This is a genomic window from Burkholderia sp. BCC1977, assembly GCF_905339595.1.
Classification (GTDB): domain Bacteria; phylum Pseudomonadota; class Gammaproteobacteria; order Burkholderiales; family Burkholderiaceae; genus Burkholderia.
Map to the genome: position 1 here is coordinate 143,785 of NZ_CAJPGQ010000013.1, position 23,504 is coordinate 167,288.

General features: G+C 65.0%; 20 protein-coding genes and 1 tRNA gene. 11 read left to right on the plus strand and 10 right to left on the minus strand.

Annotated elements, in window-relative coordinates:
* Positions 1-42: 42 nt before the first annotated feature.
* From U5771_RS13965 to U5771_RS13990, 6 genes are all read left to right on the plus strand, one after another.
* On the plus strand, positions 43-951 hold the full coding sequence (locus U5771_RS13965; RefSeq protein WP_322024516.1) for a DMT family transporter: 909 nt from the start codon (positions 43-45) through the stop codon (positions 949-951).
* A 152-nt stretch (positions 952-1,103) separates the two neighbouring features.
* Positions 1,104-2,285 (plus strand): PLP-dependent aminotransferase family protein, encoded by a 1,182-nt coding sequence (locus U5771_RS13970; RefSeq protein ID WP_322024517.1) that lies wholly within the window; start codon positions 1,104-1,106, stop codon positions 2,283-2,285.
* A 42-nt stretch (positions 2,286-2,327) separates the two neighbouring features.
* Complete coding sequence (locus U5771_RS13975; protein WP_006478174.1) at positions 2,328-2,786, plus strand: RidA family protein; 459 nt, start codon at positions 2,328-2,330, stop codon at positions 2,784-2,786.
* A gap of 13 nt (positions 2,787-2,799) precedes the next feature.
* Entirely contained in the window at positions 2,800-3,681 is an 882-nt protein-coding gene (locus U5771_RS13980; RefSeq protein WP_322024518.1) for a PhzF family phenazine biosynthesis protein, read from the plus strand.
* Positions 3,682-3,899: 218 nt separating this feature from the next.
* A complete protein-coding gene (locus U5771_RS13985) occupies positions 3,900-6,239 on the plus strand; it encodes an EAL domain-containing protein (protein ID WP_322024519.1) in 2,340 nt (779 codons plus the stop codon).
* A gap of 197 nt (positions 6,240-6,436) precedes the next feature.
* A complete protein-coding gene (locus U5771_RS13990) occupies positions 6,437-7,645 on the plus strand; it encodes a chromate transporter (protein ID WP_322024520.1) in 1,209 nt (402 codons plus the stop codon).
* Positions 7,646-7,681: 36 nt separating this feature from the next.
* Here U5771_RS13990 and U5771_RS13995 read toward each other — a convergent pair whose 3' ends face one another.
* On the minus strand, positions 7,682-8,128 hold the full coding sequence (locus U5771_RS13995; RefSeq protein WP_322024521.1) for a multidrug/biocide efflux PACE transporter: 447 nt from the start codon (positions 8,126-8,128) through the stop codon (positions 7,682-7,684).
* A gap of 113 nt (positions 8,129-8,241) precedes the next feature.
* Between U5771_RS13995 and U5771_RS14000 the strand changes: the two genes are divergently transcribed.
* Positions 8,242-9,126, plus strand: a complete 885-nt coding sequence (locus tag U5771_RS14000) for a LysR family transcriptional regulator (RefSeq protein ID WP_322024522.1) — start codon at positions 8,242-8,244, stop codon at positions 9,124-9,126.
* 62 nt (positions 9,127-9,188) lie between these two features.
* Here the strand turns inward: U5771_RS14000 and U5771_RS14005 are convergent, their stop codons facing one another.
* From U5771_RS14005 to U5771_RS14025, 5 genes are all read right to left on the minus strand, one after another.
* On the minus strand, positions 9,189-9,647 hold the full coding sequence (locus U5771_RS14005) for a CopD family protein (protein WP_322024523.1): 459 nt from the start codon (positions 9,645-9,647) through the stop codon (positions 9,189-9,191).
* A 247-nt stretch (positions 9,648-9,894) separates the two neighbouring features.
* On the minus strand, positions 9,895-12,216 hold the full coding sequence (gene parC / locus U5771_RS14010; RefSeq protein ID WP_322024524.1) for a DNA topoisomerase IV subunit A: 2,322 nt from the start codon (positions 12,214-12,216) through the stop codon (positions 9,895-9,897).
* A 62-nt stretch (positions 12,217-12,278) separates the two neighbouring features.
* Positions 12,279-14,261, minus strand: coding sequence for a DNA topoisomerase IV subunit B (locus tag U5771_RS14015; protein WP_124487170.1), 1,983 nt, complete (start codon positions 14,259-14,261; stop codon positions 12,279-12,281).
* Positions 14,262-14,482: 221 nt separating this feature from the next.
* Positions 14,483-16,468, minus strand: coding sequence for an ATP-binding cassette domain-containing protein (locus U5771_RS14020; RefSeq protein WP_322024525.1), 1,986 nt, complete (start codon positions 16,466-16,468; stop codon positions 14,483-14,485).
* A gap of 200 nt (positions 16,469-16,668) precedes the next feature.
* Entirely contained in the window at positions 16,669-17,076 is a 408-nt protein-coding gene (locus U5771_RS14025) for a DUF4399 domain-containing protein (protein WP_322024526.1), read from the minus strand.
* Between the two features lie 196 nt (positions 17,077-17,272).
* On the opposite strand from U5771_RS14025, the gene U5771_RS14030 reads away from it, so the two are divergent.
* From U5771_RS14030 to U5771_RS14045, 4 genes are all read left to right on the plus strand, one after another.
* Positions 17,273-17,455 (plus strand): rubredoxin, encoded by a 183-nt coding sequence (locus U5771_RS14030; protein WP_006478164.1) that lies wholly within the window; start codon positions 17,273-17,275, stop codon positions 17,453-17,455.
* Between the two features lie 147 nt (positions 17,456-17,602).
* Positions 17,603-17,677: transfer RNA gene (locus U5771_RS14035), tRNA-Arg, on the plus strand.
* 167 nt (positions 17,678-17,844) lie between these two features.
* Complete coding sequence (locus U5771_RS14040) at positions 17,845-19,074, plus strand: tyrosine-type recombinase/integrase (RefSeq protein ID WP_322024527.1); 1,230 nt, start codon at positions 17,845-17,847, stop codon at positions 19,072-19,074.
* Positions 19,075-19,102: 28 nt separating this feature from the next.
* Entirely contained in the window at positions 19,103-20,098 is a 996-nt protein-coding gene (locus U5771_RS14045; protein WP_322024528.1) for a hypothetical protein, read from the plus strand.
* A 19-nt stretch (positions 20,099-20,117) separates the two neighbouring features.
* Here U5771_RS14045 and U5771_RS14050 read toward each other — a convergent pair whose 3' ends face one another.
* From U5771_RS14050 to U5771_RS14065, 4 genes are all read right to left on the minus strand, one after another.
* Positions 20,118-20,876 (minus strand): HNH endonuclease signature motif containing protein, encoded by a 759-nt coding sequence (locus tag U5771_RS14050; RefSeq protein ID WP_322024529.1) that lies wholly within the window; start codon positions 20,874-20,876, stop codon positions 20,118-20,120.
* Positions 20,873-21,220 carry a hypothetical protein gene (locus tag U5771_RS14055; RefSeq protein WP_322024530.1) on the minus strand — a complete coding sequence of 116 codons (348 nt, stop codon included), beginning with the start codon at positions 21,218-21,220 and terminating at the stop codon, positions 20,873-20,875. Before U5771_RS14055 ends, U5771_RS14050 begins: the two co-directional genes overlap by 4 nt.
* A gap of 191 nt (positions 21,221-21,411) precedes the next feature.
* Positions 21,412-21,972, minus strand: coding sequence for a hypothetical protein (locus tag U5771_RS14060; RefSeq protein ID WP_322024531.1), 561 nt, complete (start codon positions 21,970-21,972; stop codon positions 21,412-21,414).
* Between the two features lie 213 nt (positions 21,973-22,185).
* On the minus strand, positions 22,186-23,100 hold the full coding sequence (locus U5771_RS14065; protein WP_322024532.1) for an integrase domain-containing protein: 915 nt from the start codon (positions 23,098-23,100) through the stop codon (positions 22,186-22,188).
* Positions 23,101-23,504: the final 404 nt, after the last annotated feature.

Consider the following 23,504-nt stretch of genomic DNA (forward strand, 5'->3'; position numbering starts at 1 on the left):
TCCTTCGATGCACGAACCCAGCAATATGGAGACACCCAGTACATGAATTCGCGCGAAACCCGGGGCATGCTGCTCGGCCTCATCGGCGTGATGATCTTCAGCCTGACGCTGCCGATGACGCGTATCGTCGTCGCCGAACTCCACCCGCTGCTGAACGGGCTCGGCCGCGCGCTCGCCGCGTCGGTGCCGGCCGGCCTGCTGCTGTGGTGGCGCCGCGAACGGCTGCCGACCCGCGCGCAGCTGAAAAGCCTCGCGGTCGTGTCGGCCGGCGTGATCATCGCGTATCCGGTGTTCTCCGCGTGGGCGATGAAAACCGTGCCGGCGTCGCATGGCGCGGTCGTAAACGGTCTGCAGCCGCTGTTCGTCGCGCTGTACGCGGCGTGGCTGTCGCACGAACGGCCGTCGAAGGCGTTCTGGGCCAGCGCGCTGGCGGGCAGCGCGCTGGTGATCGCGTTCGCGCTGCGCGACGGCGGCGGCACGGTGCAGGCCGGCGACGCGCTGATGCTCGTCGCGGTCGGCATCGGCGCGCTCGGCTATGCGGAAGGCGCGCGCCTCGCGCGCCAGATCGGCGGCTGGCAGGTGATCTGCTGGGCGCTCGTCGTGTCCGCGCCGTTCCTCGTGCTGCCGGTCGGCTGGCTCGCATGGACGCAGCACGTCGCGCACCCCGCCCCGCTCGCGCTGCGCACCTGGCTCGCGTTCGGCTACGTGACCCTCTTTTCGCAATTCATCGGCTTTTTCGCGTGGTACGCCGGGCTCGCCATGGGCGGCATCGCGCGCGTCGGCCAGGTGCAACTGCTGCAGATCTTCTTCACGATCGCCTTTTCCGCGCTGCTGTTCGGCGAAACGGTGATGCCGTCGACCTGGCTGTTCGCGGCCGCCGTGATCGCGACCGTGATGCTCGGCCGGCGCTCGGCGGTGGCCACGGCCCCGCGTCCCGCTCGCGCCGGTTGAAGAGGTGCGCCATAATGTTCGTTTTGCCTGAACGGTTTTGCCCACCCGGCCGCGACGGCCCGATCGCGCTCCCGCACGCCCACCCGGCTGCGTCGACGCAATCTGCCTGATCGACCTTTCTTGACTGACCACGATATCCGAACGAGGAGACTATGAATCCGAGCGACCTGCATCCGCCGCACTGGCAGCTTTCCGAACGCGCCCGCAAGCTGACGAGCTCTGCGATCCGCGAGATCCTGAAGGTCACGGAACGCCCCGAGGTCATCTCGTTCGCCGGCGGCCTGCCCGCTCCCGCGACGTTCCCGGCCGAACGCATGCGTGCCGCGGCCGACCGCGTGCTGCGCGATTCGCCCGCCGCCGCACTCCAGTACAGCGCGACCGAAGGCTACCTGCCGCTGCGCGAATGGATCGCCGAGCGCTACAGCGTGCGCGTGTCGCAGGTGCTGATCACGACCGGCTCGCAGCAGGCGCTCGACCTGCTCGGCAAGGCGCTGATCGATCCGAACAGCCCGATCCTCGTCGAAACCCCGACCTACCTCGGCGCGCTGCAGTCGTTCTCGCTGTACGAGCCGCGCTACGTGCAGGTGCCGACCGACGAGCAGGGCCTGCTGCCCGACGGCCTCACGCCCGAGCTGACGCAAGGCGCGCGCCTGCTGTACGCGCAGCCGAACTTCCAGAACCCGACCGGCCGCCGCCTGCCCGTCGAGCGCCGCCGCGCGCTCGCCGCGTTCGCGCAGTCGAGCCCGTTCCCGGTGCTGGAAGACGACCCGTACGGCGCGCTGAACTACCAGGGCGAGCCGCTGCCGACGATGCTGTCGATGGCACCCGACCACGTCGTGCACCTCGGCACGTTCTCGAAGGTGCTCGCGCCGGGCCTGCGGATCGGCTACATCATTGCCCCCGAGGAACTCCACTTCAAGCTCGTGCAGGCCAAGCAGGCCACCGACCTGCACACGCCGACGCTCACGCAGCGCATCGCGCACGAAGTGATCAAGGACGGCTTCCTCGACGAGCACATCCCGACGATCCGCCAGCTGTACGGCGCGCAATGCGAAGCGATGCTCGCGTCGCTCGCGCGCCACATGCCGGAAGGCGTCACGTGGAACCGCCCGGACGGCGGCATGTTCATCTGGGTGAACCTGCCCGCGCAGATCGACAGCATGAAGCTGCTCGAGGCCGCGGTCGACAACCACGTCGCCTTCGTGCCGGGCGCGCCGTTCTTCGCGAACGATCCGCAGCAGAACACGCTGCGCCTGTCGTTCGTGACGGTGCCGCCGGAGAAGATCGAGGAAGGCGTCGCGCGCCTCGGCAAGCTGCTGCGCGAGCGTCTCTGATCCCCTTTTTCCTGTCACGACTCTCTACGAGGAATCGAACACATGGCTAACGTCTACGACAAACTGAAGTCGCTCGGCATCGAACTCCCGACCGCCGGCGCGCCGGCTGCCGCCTACGTGATGAGCGCGCAAAGCGGCAACACGGTCTACCTGTCGGGCCACATCGCGAAGAAGGACGGCAAGGTCTGGGCCGGCAAGCTCGGCGCCGACCTGCAGACGGAAGACGGCAAGGCGGCCGCGCGCTCGATCGCGATCGACCTGCTCGCGACGCTGCACGCGCACACGGGCGACCTGAACAAGGTCACGCGCATCGTCAAGCTGATGAGCCTCGTCAACTCGACGCTCGACTTCACCGAACAGCACGTCGTGACGAACGGCGCGTCGGAACTGATCGCGGAAGTGTTCGGCGACGCGGGCAAGCATGCGCGTTCGGCGTTCGGCGTCGCGCAGATCCCGCTCGGCGCGTGCGTCGAGATCGAGCTGATCGCCGAAGTGGCGTAACGGACCCAGCGCGATGCCCGGCCGTCTCGTCCCCTTCAAGCAGGTCGACGTGTTCACGTCGGTACCGTTCAAGGGCAACGCGCTCGCCGTGGTGTTCGACGCCGAGTCGCTCGGCGACCACGCCATGCTCGAGATCGCCCGCTGGACGAACCTGTCGGAAACCACGTTCGTCTGCACGCCGACCGATCCGGAGGCCGACTACCGGGTCCGGATCTTCACGACGGCCGGCGAACTGCCGTTCGCCGGCCACCCGACGCTCGGCACCGCGCATGCGTTCCTGGAAAGCGGCGCGCGGCCGCGCACGCCGGGCCGGCTGATCCAGCAATGCGGGGTCGGCCGGGTCGAACTGCGCGAACAGGCCGATGGCTGGGCATTTGCCGCGCCGCCGGCACGGTTCACGCCGCTCGCCCCTTCGGACTACCCGGCACTGGTGGCCGCGTTGCGCAGCGACGCGATCGACCTGGAAGCCGAGCCGTGCGCGGTCGACAACGGCGCGCCGTGGCTGGTCGTGCGGCTGAAGTCGGCCGACGCGTGCATCGGCCTGTCGCCCGATCCGGCCGCGCTGGCGGCGCTCACGCACCGCTACGGCATGGACGGCCTCGCGGTCTACGGGCCGCACGCCGAAGGCGGCCCCGCGACGTTCGAAATCCGCTGCCTGATGACGGGCGGCAACTTCGGTTTCGGCGAGGACCCGGTCACCGGCAGCGCAAACGCCGCGCTGGCCGGGCTGCTGACCCGGCAGGCACGCCGCCCCGGCCAGTCGTATACGGCCCGTCAGGGTACGGCGATCGGCCGCGACGGCCGCATCTTCGTCCGCTACGACGACGACGGCACGATCTGGATCGGCGGCCACGTCGTAACGGTCGTGGACGGCACGTTCCAGGCGCCCGCCTGACGTTTCGCCTTGCGCAAGGGCGCCGGCCCGGCCGGCGCCCTACGATTCCCCCGGCTATCGCAAAAACGTTCCAGCCAGTAATATCGGGCCTAATCCGTCGCTTCGGCGGGTCTGTCCATGGTTGCGCATCCCGCGAACGAACAGACGCCGGTGCGACCCTACATAGCCGACCATCCCGACGCGGGATGGCGCACGCGAGCAGGACGCCGCCCTCTTCAATGAGCTCCGCCCGGTCAAACCACACGCCGCCGAACCGGCCGCTACGCGCGCCACGCAAGTCGCGCCGGCGCGCGCTGTTCGCGATCCCGCTGCTCGGGATGCTGGCGCTTGCGCTGCTGTGGGCGGTGATCATCGCGCGGCTGTCGGTCGAAAAGGACAGCGCGTACAAGGAAGCGGCGGCTTCCGCGGCGATCCTGTCGTCCGCGCTCGAACAGCACACGGTCAAGGCGATCCACCAGGTCGACCAGATCACCCGCTTCGTCAAGTTCGAATTCGAGAAATCGCCCGCGCGCTTCAATCTCGCGAGCACGGTCGAAAAAGGCGTCGTGCCGAGCGACACACTGATCCAGGTTTCGCTCGTCAACGCGAAGGGGATCCTGTTCGCGAACACGGCCGAACGCCATCCGCAGCCGATCAACCTGGCCGACCGCGAGCACTTCAAGGTCCACCTCTCGCACAACGACGACCGCCTGTACATCAGCAAGCCCGTGCTCGGCCGCGTGTCGAGCCACTGGACGCTGCAGATGACGCGGCGCCTGAACAACCCGGACGGCAGCTTCGCGGGCATCGTCGTGGTGTCGGAGGACCCGAGCTACTTCACGAACGACTTCTACAACAACGCGGCGATCGGCAAGGAAGGCGTGATCTCGGTGGTGTCCGACACGGGCGCCGTGCTCGCGCGGCGCACCGGCTCGGTCAGCAACGCACCGGGGGCGTTCTCCGCATCGGGCGTCTACCCGATCGCCGAGCGCGTGACGGGCACGATCATCGACCCGATCGACGGCGTGACGCGCATCGTGTCGTACCGCCACCTCGACGGCTACCCGCTCGCGGTGATGGTCGGTCTGTCGCAGACCGAGGAATACGCGGACTACTACCACACGCGCAACGTCTACCTGCTGATGACCAGCTTCATCACGCTCGCGATGCTCGCGTTCTTCGGCGTCGCGACGGGGCTGATCGGCAAGCTGCTCGGCCGCGAGCGCGAGATGACCCAGCTCGCCGAATACGACCTGCTCACCGGCCTCGCGAACCGCTACGCGACGCTGCGCGGGCTGCGCAACGACGTGTCGATGCCGGCCAGCCTGTCGCGGCTCGGCCTGCTGTTCATCGACCTCGACAACTTCAAGACCGTCAACGACACGCTCGGCCACAACGCCGGCGACATCGTGCTGCAGATGACCGCGTCGCGCCTGTCGGATGCCGTCGACGACGAAGGGTCGCTCGCGCGGATCGGCGGCGACGAGTTCGTCGTCGTGATGAAGGGCGACGACGTCGAACGGCGCGCGGTGCGGCTCGCGGAAGCGATCATCCGGATGTTCGGCGAGCCGTTCGACGTGCGCGGCAGTTCGTTCGTACTGCACGCGAGCATCGGCATCGCGCTGCACACCGTCGCGAACGAAAGCGAGATCGACCTGCTGAAGAAGGCCGACCTCGCGATGTACAGCGCCAAGGACGCGGGCAAGAACTGCTACCAGTTCTACGCGCCGCACCTGTCGCATCGCGCGGACCACCTGATGCGCTGGGAACAGCAATTGCGCGTCGCGCTCGCCGAGGGGCAACTGTTCCTCGCGTATCAACCGAAGATCGACCTGACGCACCGCACGATCACCGGCTTCGAGGCGCTCGCGCGCTGGGACCACCCCGAACACGGGATCATCTCCGCGAACGAATTCATTTCGATCGCCGAATCGACGGGCCTGATCGTGCCGATCGGCGACTTCGTGATCCGCACCGCGTGCGAACAGATCGCGCGCTGGCGCGACGACGGCCACGACACGCTGACGCTCGCGGTCAACATCTCGCCGGTGCAGTTCTGGCGCGGCGACCTGATCGAGACGATTTCCCAGGCGCTGCTGGACACCGGCATCGCCGCGAACCGGCTCGAACTCGAGATCACCGAGACCGCGATGATGGAATATCCGGAGCTCGTGTCCGAGAAGATCGTCGCGTTGAAGAAGCTCGGCATCCGGATCGCGCTCGACGATTTCGGCACCGGCTACTCGTCGCTGTCGTACCTGCACCGCTTCTCCGTCGATACGCTGAAGGTCGACCGCTCGTTCGTGCAGGCGATCCCGAACGATCGCAGCGTGTGCGTGATGGTGTCGTCGATCGTGCATCTCGCGCGCTCGCTCGGCCTGACGGTCGTCGTCGAAGGCACCGAAACCGAGGAGCAGATCGCATGGCTGTCCGCGCTCGGCGAGATCGAGGCGCAGGGCTTCCTGTTCTCGCGCCCCGTGCCGGCCGACGCGATCCCCCCGCTGATCGCGCGCTTCGGCGTGCGCGGCGACCGGCCGAACGTCCTCGCGCACCGCGCGACGGGCAGCACGGGCGCCTGAGCCCGCAACCCGCGCGGCCCATGTTGCGCGGCACCCCCACTATTTCGGTTTCCGATCCGGTTGTTTAGTTCATTAACTAGCGTTTTCGCGCATGGCAGTGTCACGACCCGCGGCGGACAATCGGGAGGGCCGTCGTGCCGGCGAGTCGCCGGCACGTTTTCATGCGCAAGACCGGGCCCAGCGCCAACAGCACTATCATGACCACCGTCGAAGTCGAAGCGGCCGAACGTGTCGAACAGGCACAGGCATCCCTGTGGGCCTTGTTCAAGGTCGTCGCCGGCATTTCCGCCGTATCGTGGGGCGGGCTTTCGATGATGGCGCAGCTCGAACGCCACTACGTCGAACGGTTGCAGCGCATCGAGCCGCACGTGTTCGCCGATCTCGTCGCCCTCGCATGGCTCGTGCCAGGCCCCGTCGGCTGCAATGTCGCGGTGCAGGTCGGCCAGACGCTGCACGGCCGCGCCGGCGCCTGGGTTGCCGGCGTCGCGAGCGTCCTTCCGTTCTCCATACTGATGACGCTGTTCGCGATCTTCTACCGCACGCCGATCGTGCGCTCGCTTGCCGCGCCGATGCTGGTCAATCACTTCGGGATGGTGCTTGCCGCGCTGATCGGCGTCACGTGGGTCAGGCAGTTGCGCACGCTCGCGCGCACACGGCTCGAACAGTTGATCGCCGCGCTGTCGACGATTCTGCTCGCTTTCGCGCATAGTCCGGCCGCTTTCGTCGTGATTCTCTTCGCTGCGTTTGCAGCAGGCTGGCTGACCGGCCCGCCGCAACACGACTCGGTCGACTTCACGCTGTCGAAGCGCGACCGCAACCTGCTCGTGCTGCTGGCCGTCCTCGTCGCGGTATTCGCACTGCCGCTGCCCGGCGACTACCAGATGACGCTGCTGTGGCCGCGGCTCGCCGGCGCCGGCATGACGCTGTTCGGCGGCGGCTTCTCCGCGCTGCCCGTGCTCAAGACGCTGTTCGTGTCGCCGGCCACCGGCATCTCCGATCACGACTTCACGCTCGCGTTCGCGCTGTCGCCGGTTGCGCCCGGCCCGCTGCTGAACGTCGTGCCGTTTCTCGGCTACCTGACCGACGGCTGGATCGGCGCGCTGCTCGCGACCGCCGCGCTGTTCATTCCGTCGGGGTGTCTCGTCGTGTTCGCACAGAACCATCTGTTCCGGCTCAAGCGCCATTCGCGCTTCGAGCACGGCATGCGCCTGCTGCGCGCGGCGACGACGGGCTTTCTCGTCGTCGCCGTCGTGAAGATCCTGCATCGCGAACCGGCCGATCCCGTCTATTGGCTCACGGGCGCCTTCGCGACGCTGTGCTTCGCGCGCTTCAAGGTGCCCGTGTATGCCGTCTACGGTGCGGTCGCGATCGCATGCGGCGTGTGGCTGTGGGCCGTCGCGCACTGACGGCCGGCCCCGGTCGGCGCTCCCGCCGCCGGCCGCTCAGCCCGCCTGTACCGCGACGCGGCGTGCGACCCAGCGTGCGCGCAGCGCGTCGTACGCGAGGTTGAAGCAGAACGTATAAGGCAGGAAGAACAGCACGATGCCGAGGTCGAGCAGCAGCGCCTCGACGAGGCTCACGTTCAGCCACCACGCGGCGACCGGCACCACCATCGCGACAAGGCCGAGCTCGAACACGACCGCATGCGCGATCCGCATGCCGAGCGTGCGCGTGAGGCCGGCCCGCCGCTCGAAGCGGTCGAACAGCGTGTTGAACGTCATGTTCCAGGCCATCGCGATCAGCGACACCATCACCGTCAGCACGCCGACGTGCGACACCGGCATGTCGAGCAGCCACGCGCCGATCGGCGCGCACAGCGCAATTGCCACCAGCTCGAACGTCAGCGCGTGAACGAGGCGTTCCGTCACCGTTTTGTTGATCTGTTTCATGGTTCCCTCCGATTCGTTGGTGCAGCGTATGTCGACCATTTTGATCGGCAAAACCGTGCGAATCCAGTTTGATATCATCGGTTTTACCGATATAACGCCGTGAGGTCCGCCGCATGCGCCACGCCCCCGAAGCCCTGCTCGCCTTCGCCGAAGCCGCGCTGCTCGGCTCGTTCACGGCCGCCGCGCGCAAGCTCGGCAAGCGCCAGTCGACGGTGTCCGAGGCGATCGCGAACCTCGAGATCGACCTCGGCGTGCAGTTGTTCGACCGCTCGACGCGCGCGCCGACGCTGACCGATGCCGGCCGCGCGCTGCTGCCGCAGGTGCAGCGCGCGCTGGAGGCCGGCGCGGCGATCGACCGCACCGCCGCGCGGCTCGCGCAGGGCGAGGAAGCAAGGCTGACGCTCGTCGTGTCCGACACGTACCAGTCGAAGCGTTACGAGGAAACCTTGATGGCGCTCGAGCGGCGCTTTCCGACGCTCGAGCTCGAATGCCAGATCGCCGAACACGAGGACGTGCTCGACCTGATCCAGCAGGGCCGTGCGCAACTCGGACTGATGGCCGCGCGCGCCGTCTACCCGCCCGATATCGGCGCGGCGACGGTGGCGGAAGAGTCGGAGATCGGTCTGTTCGTCGGACGCACGCACGCGCTGGCGGCCCATGGCGACGCCGACGTGCCGCATGCGGCGCTACGCGACGCGCGCGAGTTGCGCCTCAACACCTACGTGAAACCGGAGGATCGCGATGCCGACGACCGGATCGTGGTCGGCACGCAGCGCTGGCTCGCGCCGAGCTATCTGATGCTGCTGGAAATGGCGGTGCTGGGGTTCGGCTGGGCCGAGCTGCCGCGCTGGATGGTCGAGCACTTCGCGCGCGATCGGCTGTGCGAGCTGCGCTCGCGCGGCTGGCCGCGCCGCGTGCGGGTCGATGCGGTGTGGTCGCGCAACCGGCCGCTCGGCCCGGCCGGCGCGTGGCTGCTCGACGCGATGCTGGCCGCGTAGCGGCGCGCGGCACCGTACCGGCGGCGCGCGCCGAACGGCGCCGCACGGTCAGCGTTCGGCGATCAGAAGCCGCGCGACAGCACGGCCGCACCGATCGTCACGACACCGAGCACGAGATTGACGACGACCAGCAGGCGCACCGTGTTCACCGCGCGCGCACCGTCCGGCCAGTTCTGCGCCTGCACCGCGCGGCGGATGCGCGGGAACAGCGCGAAGCGGATATGGCCGAAGATCAGCATCATCACGACACCGAGCCCCGCCATCGCATGCAGCGACCACGTCGCGTGCGCGCCGCCGAATGCCGTGAGCAGGAAACCGCCGGACAGCAGGATCACGATCACCGAGCCCGACACCCAGTTGAAGAAGCGGCCGAACACGCCCTCGATCAGCGGCAGCCGCAACTGCGGCGTCAGGTCGGACAGCGCCGGGCGCAGGCAGAAGTTCGCGAAGACCATCCCGCCCACCCACACGGCGACGGCCAGCAGATGAAGAAACAGCGCGACGGCAACGGCGTGGGACATGGCGGCAATCCTGTTATAAGTTGAGTGCAACGAACAGCCGCGTCACGCGCGGGCTCGAGCGACGTTCGACCGCCGGGCCGCCGCTCGGTTCAGAGCCCGCGCGGCATTTCACACTATTTTGCAAGTTCCGCATGACGGCGCCACGCTCGCTTACCAGAATGCACCGCCCCAAAAAGAACGGGCCGCACGCCCGCCGAAGCAGAGGTGCGGCCCGCGATGCCGGTCGAACCGGCCACCGGATGCGGCGTCAGCCGAGCAGCGGACGCAGCTCGTTGACGACCTTGAGCTTCGTTTCCGGCGCGCGGCCCTTGCGTGCGCGCTTGCCGATGTGCGGCGCGAGCCCCGCGTACGACAGCGTTTCGTCCTGCGCCTTGCCGCCGCGGCCGGTGCCGATCAGCACGACGCCGGCCGGGTCGATCGCGAGCGCCTGCACGAGCGTTTCCTTGTCGTCGAGCGCCATCAGGATCACGCCGCGACCGCCGCCCGACAGCGTCTTCATCTCATCCATCCCGAACACCAGCAGACGGCCGCCGCTCGACAGGCACGCGACCTGCGTCGCATTCGGCAGCACGGGCATCGGCGCGAGCGGCACCGCGCCCGCATCGATGGTCATGAACGACTTGCCGGCCTTCACGCGGCTCACCATGTCGCCGACCTTCGCGAGGAAGCCGAAGCCGTTGCTCGACGCGAGCAGCAGGGGCTGGTCGACCGGCGCCGCGTAGTAGTGCATCAGGTGCGAGCCCGATTCGAGCTCGATCAGCGACGTCACCGGTACGCCGTCGCCGCGCCCGCCCGGCAGCACCGACACGTCGACCGAGTACACGCGGCCGCTGCTGCCCCACGCGATCAGGCGATCGGGCGTGCGGCACTGGAACGCCGCGTACAGGTGGTCGCCAGCCTTGAACGAGAAGCCGGCCGGGTCGAGCCCGTGGCCCTTCAGCGCACGCACCCAGCCCTTCTGCGACACCACGACCGTCACCGGCTCGTCGACCACCTTCGCCTCGAACGTCGCGCGCTTTTCCTGCTGGATCAGCGTGCGGCGATCGTCGCCATACTGTTTCGCGTCGGCCTCGATCTCCTTGATCATCAGCCGCTTCATCGCGCTTTCGTTCGCGAGCAGTTCCTCGAGCTTCGCCTTCTCGTCGCGCAGCGCCTCGAGTTCCTTCTCGATCTTGATCTTCTCGAGCCGCGCGAGCTGACGCAGGCGGATTTCGAGGATGTCCTCGGCCTGGCGGTCGGAGAGCCCGAACGCGCTCATCAGCGCGGCCTTCGGCTCGTCCGACTCGCGGATGATGCGGATCACCTCGTCGATGTTCAGGAAGACGATCATCCGCCCTTCGAGGATGTGGATGCGATCGTCGACCTTCGCGAGACGATGGCGGCAGCGGCGCGTCATCGTCAGCTGGCGGAACTTCACCCATTCGTCGAGGATCGTCAGCAGCCCCTTCTGGCCCGGCCGGCCGTCGGCGCCGATCATCACGAGGTTCAGCGTCGCGTTCGATTCGAGGCTCGTGTACGCGAGCAGCGTGTTCACGAATTCCGTCTGGTCGATCGTGCGCGACTTCGGCTCGAACACGAGCCGCACCGCCGCTTCCTTGCCCGACTCGTCGCGCACCGCGTCGAGCAGGTCGAGCATCGCCTTCTTGGTGTTGAGCTGCTCGGGCGTGAGCGTCTTCTTGCCGAGCTTGAGCTTCGGGTTGGTCAGCTCCTCGATTTCCTCGAGCACCTTCTGGCCCGACGTGTTGGGCGGCAGCTCGGTGACGACCAGTTGCCACTGGCCGCGCGCGAGATCCTCGATCTTCCAGCGCGCGCGCACCTTCAGGCTGCCGCGGCCGGATTCATAGGCCGCCGCGATCTCGGTGTCGCTCGAGATGATCTGGCCGCCGCCCGGGAAGTCCGGGCCGGGGATCAGGTTCATCAGCTCCGCGTGCGTGAGCTTCGGATTGCGGATCAACGCGACCGCCGCCGCCGCGACCTCGCGCAGGTTGTGCGACGGGATTTCGGTGGCGAGACCGACCGCGATGCCCGACGCGCCGTTCAGCAGCGCGAACGGCATGCGGCTCGGCAGCGTCTTCGGTTCCTCGAACGAGCCGTCGTAGTTCGGCATGAAGTCGACCGTGCCCTGGTCGATCTCGTCGAGCAGCAGCTTCGAGATCGGCGTGAGCCGCGCTTCGGTGTATCGCATCGCCGCCGCGCCGTCGCCGTCGCGCGAGCCGAAGTTGCCCTGCCCGTCGATCAGCGGATAGCGCAGCGAGAAATCCTGCGCGAGACGCACGAGCGCGTCGTACGCCGACTGGTCGCCGTGCGGGTGGTATTTACCGAGCACGTCGCCGACCACGCGCGCCGACTTCACCGGCTTCGCGTCGGGGCCGAGGCCCATTTCGTTCATCGCGAACAGGATCCGGCGCTGCACCGGCTTCTGGCCGTCGCACACGTCGGGCAGCGCGCGGCTCTTCACGACGCTGACCGCGTAGCTGAGGTACGCCTGCTCCGCGTAGTTGCCGAGCGTCAGCGCATCGGCGTCCGGTGCGTCGGACCCGGCGAAGAGATCGGAAGTATTGTCGTCCATCTGAATTCCGTATTCGTAAGTGGCGTGAGGCCGGGCCAGGCGTCATGCCCGGCCGCGCGGGTTTAGATGTCCGCTTCGACGTCGTTGCCCTTTTCCTCGAGCCAGCCGCGCCGTGCGGCTGCCTCGCCCTTGCCCATCAGCATCGTCATTCGCGCGACGGTCGCCTCGTAGTCGAGCTCGCCGAGCTTCACCGGCATCAGGCGGCGCGTGTCGGGGTTCATCGTCGTGTCCCACAGCTGCTCCGCGCTCATTTCGCCGAGGCCCTTGAAGCGGCTGATGCTCCACTGCGTTTCGCGCACGCCGTCCTTGCGCAGCTTGTCGAGGGTCGCCTCGAGTTCGCCGTCGTCGAGCGCATAGAGCTTCTGCGCAGGCTTCTTGCCGCGCGCGGGCGCATCGACGCGGAACAGCGGCGGCCGCGCGACATGCACGTGACCGCGCTCGATCAGTTGCGGGAAATGCTTGAAGAACAGCGTGAGCAGCAGCACCTGGATGTGCGAGCCGTCGACGTCCGCGTCCGACAGGATGCAGATCTTGCCGTAGCGCAGGTTCGACAGGTCGACGGTGTCGTCCGGGCTGTGCGGATCGACGCCGATCGCGACCGAGATGTCGTGCACCTCGTTGTTCGCGAACAGGCGGTCGCGCTCGGTTTCCCACGTGTTCAGCACCTTGCCGCGCAGCGGCAGGATCGCCTGGTATTCCTTGTCGCGGCCCATCTTCGCGGAACCGCCCGCCGAGTCGCCCTCGACGAGGAACAGTTCGTTGCGCGCGATATCTTCCGTCTCGCAGTCGGTCAGCTTGCCCGGCAGCACCGCGACGCCCGAGCTCTTGCGCTTCTCGACCTTCTGGCCGGCGCGCGTGCGCGCCTGCGCCTGCTTGATTACCAGTTCGGCGAGCTTCTTGCCATGCTCGACGTGCTGGTTCAGCCACAGTTCGAGCGCCGGACGCGAGAACGACGACACGAGCTTCACCGCATCGCGGCTGTTCAGGCGTTCCTTGATCTGCCCCTGGAACTGCGGATCGAGCACCTTCGCGGACAGCACGAACGACACGCGCGCGAACACGTCTTCCGCGAGCAGCTTCACGCCCTTCGGCTGCAGGTTGTGCAGTTCGACGAAGCTCTTCACCGCCTGGTAGAGACCGTCGCGCAGGCCCGACTCGTGCGTGCCGCCGGCCGGCGTCGGGATCAGGTTCACGTACGACTCGCGCACCAGCGAACCTTCCTCGCTCCATGCGACGACCCACGACGCGCCTTCCCCTTCGGCGAAGGTGTCGTCGGTCGAACGCGCATCGGCGAAGCGCTCGCCTTCGAACAGCGGGATCAGCAGCTCGCTGCCGTTCATCTCGTCGAGCAGGTAGCCGCGCAGGCCGTCCTCGTATTTCCACGCCTGGCGCTCGCCGGTCTTCTCGTTGACGAGCACGACCTCGACGCCCGGCAGCAGCACGGCCTTCGAGCGCAGCAGGCGCTGCAGCTCGCCGAGCGGCAGGTTCGGCGAATCGAAGTACTTCGGATTCGGCCACACCTGCACACGCGTGCCGGACTTCTTCTCGCCGCGGCCCGCGCCCTGCGTCGCGAGCGGCTTTACGACGTCGCCATCGGCGAAGCCGAGCTCGGCGATCTTGCCGTCGCGCCAGACCGTCACGTCGAGACGCGTCGCGAGCGCGTTCGTCACCGACACGCCGACGCCGTGCAGGCCGCCCGAGAACGTGTACGCGCCGCCCGCGGCCTTGTCGAACTTGCCGCCTGCGTGCAGGCGCGTAAACACGATCTCGACGACCGGCACGCCCTCTTCGGGGTGCATCCCGAACGGAATACCGCGACCGTCGTCCTCGACCGACACCGACTGGTCGGCGTGCAGCGTGACCGTGATCTGCTTGCCGTAGCCGCCGAGCGCCTCGTCGGACGCGTTGTCGATGACTTCCTGGATGATGTGCAGCGGATTTTCGGTACGGGTGTACATGCCGGGCCGCTGCTTGACCGGCTCGAGACCCTTGAGCACCTTGATCGATGCTTCGCTATAGGCCGCGCTGGGCTTCTTCGTTGACATAGGCGCTGAATTTCGTCATTCATCGGGACGTTGTCCACATCTCATGTGGATAACGTCGTGGACAAAACGTTGAGTTCCGTAAAAAAGCGAATCGAAACAACGGTGTGCTTGGACTGCTCCGAAAGCGGGCGCGCGGCGTGCTGCGCTTCCCGGGACGCGCGGTATTTTACTGGTTCCGCGTGGCGCGCCGTCGCAACATCGTTCACGCGGCGCGCGCCGCGTCAGACCGGCTTGCGCTTCGCCTCGAGCGTCTCCCACCGCTCGAGCGCGGCGAGGAGCTCGTCGTCGATCGCCGCGAACCGCTCGGTCAGGCGCGTGCCCTCCTGCGGATCCTTCGCGAAGATCGAGCCGTCCTCGAGCTGCGCGTTGATCGTCTTCTGTTCTTCCTCGAGCGCCGCGATCTTCTCCGGCAGCGCATCGAGTTCGCGCTGCTCGTTGAACGACAGCTTCACCGTGCGCTGCGCGTTGCGGCCGGCCGCGCTTTTCGCCGCGTCTTCCTTGACCGGCGCCGCTTCCTTCACCGCGCGCTTCGCCGCTTCCTGCTGCGCGAGCTGCTGCGAACGCTCGCTCTGGATCTGCCAGTCGGTGAAGCCGCCGACGTATTCGCGCCACTTGCCGTCGCCCTCGGCCGCGATCACCGACGTGACGACGTTGTCGAGGAACGCGCGATCGTGGCTGACGAGCAGCACCGTGCCGTCGTAGTCGGCCAGCAGCTCTTCGAGCAGTTCGAGCGTCGGGATATCGAGGTCGTTGGTCGGTTCGTCGAGCACCAGCACGTTGGCCGGACGCGCGAACAGGCGCGCGAGCAGCAGCCGGTTGCGCTCGCCGCCCGACAGCGACTTCACCGGCGAGCGTGCACGCTCCGGCGCGAACAGGAAATCGCCGAGATAGCTCATCACGTGCTTGCGCACGCCGCCGATCTCGACCCATTCGCTCCCCGGGCTGATCGTGTCGGCCAGGCTCTTTTCCTGGTCGAGCTGCGCGCGCATCTGGTCGAAATACGCGACCTGCAGGTTCGTGCCGGTGCGCACCGTGCCCGCGTCGGGCTTCAGCTCGCCGAGGATCAGCTTGAGCAGCGTCGTCTTGCCGGCGCCGTTCGGGCCGACGAAACCGATCTTGTCGCCGCGCATCACCGTCGTCGAGACGGTGTCGACGACCGTGCGGTCGCCGTAGCGCTTCGTCACGTCCGTCAGTTCCGCGACGATCTTGCCCGACTTCTCGCCCTGCGCGACGTCGAGCTTCACGTTGCCCTGCGAATTGCGGCGCTCCGCGCGCTCGTTGCGCATCTGCACGAGCCGCGCGATGCGGCCGACGCTGCGCGTGCGGCGCGCCTCGACGCCCTTGCGGATCCACACTTCTTCCTGCGCGAGCAGCTTGTCGAACTTCTCGTTTTCCACGCGCTCGACTTCGAGCTGCTGCGCCTTGCGCGTCTGGTATGCGGAGAAATTGCCCGGATACGACAGCAGCCGGCCGCGATCGAGTTCGACGATGCGCGTCGCAACGCGGTCGAGGAACGCGCGATCGTGGGTAATGAAGAAGAGGCCCGCGCGCTGCGCGACCAGCAGTTCTTCCAGCCAGCGGATGCCGTCGAAGTCGAGGTGGTTGGTCGGTTCGTCGAGCAGCAGCACGTCGGGCTGCACCACCAGTGCGCGCGCCAGCGCGACGCGCTTCTGCATCCCGCCCGACAGGGCGTCGACTTGCGCGTCGCCGTCCGTCAGGCCGATCTGCGCGAGCGTCATCGACACGCGCGTGCGCCAGTTCCATGCGTCGTGCGCATCGAGCGACGACTGCAGCGCGTTCATGCGCGCGAGCAGCGCATCGTGCTCGGCGCCTTCCGGCGTTTCCGCGAGGCGGTGCGCGATCGAATCGTATTCTTCGAGCACTTCGCGCGTATGCGTGAGCCCCGATGCCACGGCGTCGAAAACGGTCGCGCCGGGTTCGAATTCGGGCTCCTGCGGCACGTAGACGGTCACGAGCTCCTGCTGACGCGTGATCAGCCCGTCATCGGGCTTCGCCAGCCCGGCGACGATCTTCAGCAGCGACGACTTGCCCGCGCCGTTGCGACCGATCAGGCCGACGCGCTCGCCGGCCTCCAGCGAGAAGTCCGCGTGATCGAGCAACGCGACGTGACCGAACGCGAGTTGCGCGCCGGTAATGGAATAAAGCGACATGGGGAGACGGCGAAGAGAGAAATCGGAAGCGCCCATTGTACCGGTGGCGGACGCCTGCGCCGGGATGGCCGGACGGACTACGCCGGTACGCGGTGCTTTTTGTGCTGAGTTTGTGCCGGATTTGTGCTCGGCGGCGTGTCGGCACGCGTTCCGCGGACGGGGACAGCGCCACGCGCGCCGGTGGCGGGCATCCGGCCGCGGCTTCCCGGCCGGGCGCCCGCATGCGGGACGTGCGCTTATTTCACGTTGACCGTGATCGGCGAGCTCAGTTCGGGACCGTACGAACGGTGCGCGCCGTCGCCGAGCTGCAGCGTCAGCGTGTGCTGGCCGGGCGGCAGCTTCACGTCGGTTTCGGTCTGGCCCTTGCCGAAGTGCAGCGAATGGTCGGTGGCGGGGATCACGTCGCCCTTCGGTACCGGCTTGCCGTCGATCAGCAGGTGATGGTGGCCCGTATCGGGCGTCATGTCGCCGGCCGGCTTGAGATCCATCCCTTCGAGGCCGAACTTCACGTGCACGGGGCTCGACACCGTCGCGCCGTCCTTCGGCTCGGTGATGAACACGCGCGCCTCGGCACGCGCGAGTGTCGACCCGGCCAGTGCCGCGACACATACCGCACCTGCGATCCATTTCTTGTTGTTGAGCATCGTTTCTCCTTCAGATTGAAAGGCTCACGCAGCATACACTGCGCGCCCGGCTCGCGCGATGACGGCCGTTGTTCGCGATGCGTACGTTTAAAACGACGTTGCGGAGGCGTTCGGCGAAATTCCGGTACCATTGCGCCTTTCGTCCGCCGGCCATACTGCGGACGGCATCACCGACTTTCATCATCCCGAGCGCCACATGAGCGAAGTAACCGAATACCAGAGCTGGGTCTGCCTGATTTGCGGGTGGGTCTACAACGAAGCGGAAGGCCTGCCGGACGAGGGCATCCCCGCCGGCACCCGTTTCGCCGATATTCCCGCCGACTGGCGCTGCCCGCTGTGCGACGTGGGCAAGGAAGATTTCGTCGTCGTCGATTTCTGATTCGGGTTTTCGGACTCGATTGGGCGCGGGTGGCGCGTATCGGCACGCATTCCGTCCGCCGATGCGCCGCGCGTTTGCTATACTCTGCGCGCTGTCCACATCGCCGTCCCGTTCGCGTCTTCTGCGCGCGACATCGCGGACATGGCTCTCCCCGTAGTTCAATGGATAGAACAAGCGCCTCCTAAGCGCTAGATACAGGTTCGATTCCTGTCGGGGGGACCATCTAAGTTCCCAACACTTCCCAAGTTTGCCCAAAAAGTCGCGCACAGCCTTGTGTCGCCTAGGCTTTTGCTGCCATCATTGCCCAAGGTTGCCCAGTACAAGCAACCTAACTTGGGGGCATCTTTTGGGACATGCCTCCATGCCCCCAAACTCGATGCCCCCACGCCATGCCGAAGCGCGCTACCCCGCTAACCGAGATGCAGGTCCGCAAGGCCAAGCCGGCTGAGAAGCCGTATCGCTTGGCAGACGGCAAGGGGCTATATCTAGAGGTAATGCCGAACGGGTCGCGCTACTGGCGGATGAAGTATCGATTCGACGGCAAAGAGAAGCGCGCCGCCTTCGGCGTATATCCGGAGGTGACACTGGCAGAGGCTCGGCAAGCCTGTCTCAATGCACGGAAGCAACTGGCCGCCGGCACCGATCCGACCGAGCAGAAAAGGGAAGTCAAACGCACCCGGGCGATCGAAGCTGCGTCGACGTTTGAGGCTGTCGCACGCGAGTGGTTTGCGGCCCAAAAGGATGGCTGGACCGAGGTGTATGCGGGCAAGGTGATCAGTTCGCTCGAGGTCGATGTCTTTCCTAAAATCGGCCATCGTCCGATCCGAGACATCGAAGCGCCCGACATGCTCGAGATCCTGAGGGCCGTCGAGTCTCGTGGCGTGCGAGAGACAGCAAAGCGCATTCTCCAGCGCTCGCGGGCCGTGTTCCAGTACGGAATCATGACCGGGCGATGCCCTCGCAATCCTGCTGCGGACATCGACGCCGAGACTGTTCTCAAGAAAGGGACCGGCGTCCAACACATGGCTCGGGTCAAGCCCGTCGAAATTCCGGAGCTCATGCGAGACATCGCCGCGTACCAAGGCGACCTAGTTACTCGACTGGCGCTCCGCTTCATGGCACTGACGTTCACTCGGACAACCGAGATGATCAATGCCGAGTGGGACGAGTTCGACGAGCGCGCCGCCGAATGGCGGATTCCGCCGGCGCGGATGAAAATGCGTGATCCGCACATCGTCCCGCTGTCGCGCCAAGCGCTCGACGCACTGGCCGCGTTGCGTGAGCTCAACGGTAGCCATCGGCACGTCTTCTATAGCGTCCAGGGCCGAAGCCATATCTCGAACAACACCATGCTCTATGCGCTATATCGCATGGGCTACAAGTCGCGCATGACCGGACACGGCTTCCGCGGCCTTGCCGCAACAGTGCTCCGAGAACTCGGCTACAGTCGCGACGTTGTTGACCGCCAGCTCGCTCACGCTGAACGCAACCAGGTCACGGCAGCATACGTGCACGCCGAGTTCCTGCCCGAGCGTCGCAAGATGATGCAACATTGGGCGGATCACCTCGATGCACTGGAGGCCGGTGCTGCGGTGATTCCAATCAATGCCGGGCGATAACGCGTAGCTCACATGCCCAGAGATCCCTATGAGCAAAAACGCAATGAAAACACACGTGTTCGCTGTTATGGACGAGCCCTATTGTGTCTGGGAACACCCACTCGATCAACATAACGTCGATTTCCTGGCAGGTATCGACACCGAGTACTTCCGGTTCGCGGCAGACAAGCTCAACGCTAGTGAGCAGTCGAGTGATGATCAACGCCGAACTGCAACCTTACTTCGCTCCGTCTACCACCATGCAATGGAGACATTCTTTTCACTAATAGGCGCCACTCTACAGGCCCCGCACTGCGTATACGGATGGCTCACTCAATGCAAAACGGAGGCGCTGCGAACTCTAGTCGAGCAAATCTCTGAAGAGAAATTTGCGTCTCCACATGTCATGAAAGATGACACCGTGTCGTGGACGTCGATTGCCACGTGGATCTTTGGCAACGGCGATACCGATGAAGATGAGCGCATTCGGGCAATAGAGTGCTTTGCCGATCTTTGGGCAAAGTGCGCCGAAATCTTCTTGAGACAACAGAGCATCGACGAATACAACAGTCTCAAGCACGGCTTCCGCGTCGAACTTGGTGGATTCCAACTTGAGATGCAAGTCAAGGGCCCAGAGGCCAGCGAATCTCCTACCAAATATCTTCCGCTAGGTGGAAGCAAATACGGTTCGTCATACTTCCGCTTGGAGCGCATCGGGGGCAACGAGCGCGCAAATCGTAGCTTGCTACCACAACACCATCGCATCAATTGGAGTGTCGAGCAGACTCGCTCTTTGCTTGTACTCCTAGGTGTATCAATACATAACGTCATCGGTTTTCTGAAGGTCCTGAATGGTACCCCCGGAAATAGCGTCAGATTGCACTGTCCAACCAACGACCAATTTCACGAACCATGGAATCACTCCGTCGGGTTACTCAGCATGAACGTCGACCGTACAGTGCCAAACTGGGCGGTACGTTCGACGTCAAAGCAAGAACTGAACGAGCACCTGACAAAGTGGCACAAATGGCGGACTACCCAATGATTTTCTTCCGCGCCCGTTCTTAGTTGGAACGAATTGGCGTGCGCTGAGGCAGCATACCGAAATGCAACTCGCGATGGCAGTTCGGACATAGTGCGATAGCGTTCTCAACCGTGTCCTCGCCGCCATCGGCCAGTCGCTTGCGATGATGCACTTCGAGATAGGGAATTTGCCCTCTACGTCGGATAAACGGCGCCGGTTTGGTACACCGCTCGCAAGCACCTCTGGCTCGCTCCAACACATCGGCAACAACGTCCGGATTTCGGACATAAACCTCAGTGACAACCTGCACCTTCCTGGGCATTTTCTGCGCAGTCATTAGCCGGTGCCGACGTGCTGTAGGAGTGTCTGCTCGAGACCGCTCTACCGCCTCCTCAAACTCTGACAGCATTACGCGAAGATCACGAGACAAAGGCCGTTTCGCCGCCCATTTATCAACTACCGAGCGTTTCGCATGCTGAGGCCCTCCGTTTGAGAGCATCGCGTAATAGTCCAGATGCGCATAGCTCGCAGCAATAGCTTTTTCTAGCTCAACATCATCCCGCTCAGCCGCAATCCGGCTGAGAAAATAATCAGTTGCCTCTACGCTTAGAGTACGTTGGAATTCCTGTCCGGCGAGCATCCTCCGAAGATTCTCGATGAAATCGGCAGCACTCGCGAGATTTATACCGTGATCGTTATGAAGCAGCCGAACACCGTCCGCTCTCGACAGCGCCCCGTCGTACACGTCGATAGCTACTGCATATGCGATTTTGATCTGGTCTATTGATATTTTTGTCATGGTGCTGGTTTGCGACGATACTCGTCGAGTAGAAAACTGACACTGCCTTTCGGTCTCTTGATGGCCTCGTCCCCGCATTTCCGTATGTCGCGCATCCGATCTGAACTGACGGCACGCTCTACGGCCTCCGGGTCGCCAGTCGCTTCGGCGCTTAAAATTGGCTTCGTTGCATCCTCGATGCAATTCTGCGATTGGACTCCCTGCCTGAACCAGCGCCAAGCCAGCGCCCTTTCGCTTGTGGGGATACCCAAAACCAATCCTACCAATCCCGTCACGATGACGACCTTTGTCTTCAGCGACAAATTCAACCACACTTCGTACATGCCACTTAGCAGCCGCATCATAGCGTTCCTTTGATGTGCGGGCTCTCATCCCCCGACTTTCCGCTGATCGATATAGTCGCGCCGGCGATAGGCACTCGTCCGTCACGTCCGTTTTCCTCCTTCATACTGGGCTAACAAGTAGCCGAAAGTCCGAGGCAAACGGTCTCAGTTACGCCAAGCCGGAATACAAGGCCCGCTTCTGAGCATGGCCATCAGCGCTTCCGCACAAGCGTCGCCCTCTCATTTTTCCGAACTCGTCGCGTGGGTCCAGAGGATCCTTGCTCACGTTGAACGTTCTTGCCGGCATCTAAGTTGCGCGCCTCCGCAACGAGTCTCAGAACAGTTGTTTCGATCGAGTCTCTGTCAGACTTCGGCTTGCTGGATTGAAACCATGTTGTCAAAAGGTTTACACCCATCGCTCCGACAAGCGCGGGGTATATAAGTACCCACAAACTATTAATGCGGAGGCCCTCCTCTAACGCCCTATCACTCAACCGGTGCTGCAAATTCAGAGCCTTCGCAATCACTTCGAAATGTGAAAAGGTTGATGCCGTTGTTGCTGCAATCATGATCAATACAGCGCCAGAGACGAAAGTCGTGGCGCTATACGGTTTTGCGCCCTTTACACCAACGAGTATAACGACAGCACCTATGAGCGACGCGATGCCGAATGAATTTCCAAGATCCGCCATGTCCATAAAGTCACACCTCCTTGATACGTCATATCGGTCATCAATCATGTAACTTGAGATGTACAATTGCGAATTTTCCATAGCTCGACTTATTCGCCCCGATACTGCAATGGATCGGAAAGGTAACGATGAATCTCCGTGTTCTTCCATACCGTGCACCGCGGTGATAGTTGAATCGGCTGAGGCGCGCGTCCGGCCAAGCAAAGCTTTCGCCACGTCTCCCGACAAACACCCACAAACGGTGCGATTTGGCTCCAGCGCGAATGGCCGACTACGGGCAGCGTGTCGACGCGCTTATGCATGCGTCACCTCCGCATCGACCAGCACCTCCCGTCCATAGATGCGCTCCACCCACGTCCCGCGCCCTTCTCCGTGGCCGAGCCATGTCGACACCCCAGCGGCCGCCTCACGGCGCGATACGCCGGCCGCCTTCTGGCGCTCCAGATGCTCGGTTGCGTATCCGTAGCGGAGGCTGTGCGGCGCGCGCTCATCGGTCATGCCGACCTTGCGCACGACATAGTGATAGCGCTCCATCGCCCGTTTCAGATCCTGCTTGCGGACCAGCTTCCCGCCGTATTCGCCAGAAAGCTCGATCGCCCGTTCCACCAGTTCCGCGGCGCGCCGCCGATCCAACGGCGGACTCCGACGCGTCTTACCTCCCTTCGTCCCGTGGATGATGGTCACGAAGCCATCCCCGATCGAGCTCGACAGCGCGCGCTGCCAGTCAGCCAGCGATTTGACGCTCTGAACCGCCTCCCGCGCCCGCAGCCCAAGTTCGAGCTGCAGCTCAAGCACAACCGCAATACCCTGGTCGATCGCAGCAACGGCGGCGCGGTACGGCTCCAGCTCGTCGCGCATCATCGGCCGCTTCGTGCCGGCCCGGCTCGCGCCCGACAGACCGAGCGCCGGATTGCTCATCTTGTCAGCAAACGGCCGTCGACCGATCCCTTCGAGCGCAGTTCGGATGTGCGACATGTTGTTGACGGCCGTCCGCTTCGAACGCCCTCGGCCCGTCATGTCGTTCGACCAGGCGATCAGATGCTTCTCTTTGAGCTGATCGGTCGTGTGAACCTGAAAGCCCATGTCCCACAGAAACCGCGCGAAACGCGCGAGCGACTTCTCGCGACCTTTGGAAGTCGCGTTTGCCTGTTTGCCACGCGCCCCGCGCGCAGCACGGCACAGGTCGGCCGTGAGAGATTTGTGCGACATGCGTACCCCGCATCCATGACGTGAGGCTCGACCCCAGTTGCCCGCCTGTCCGCTGGACGGAGCCGCGAAAACGCAGCTGGGAGACAACAAACGGGGGCACGAGCCTCGGCCTGGTGAGATTGGGAGCGTTCTACGCCAGCCAGCTGACGCAGCCCGGCACGCATGAACCCAATGAGGTTCGACGCGTGGCGGGAAGACGCTTCCCCCGTTTGATCCGTGTTTTGGCTGTGCGACCGATCGGGGGGCGCCAATGCCCCGACCGCGCGAATTGATGCGTACCGATTGAGTCGGCACGAGATTCCAGACACCGAGGCCGAGCACGCCGTCGATCGTCACGAAGACGATTGAGACAGACGCGACAAGACACGGCGTTAGCGCTGGTGAGCGCACGTCACGGATTGATT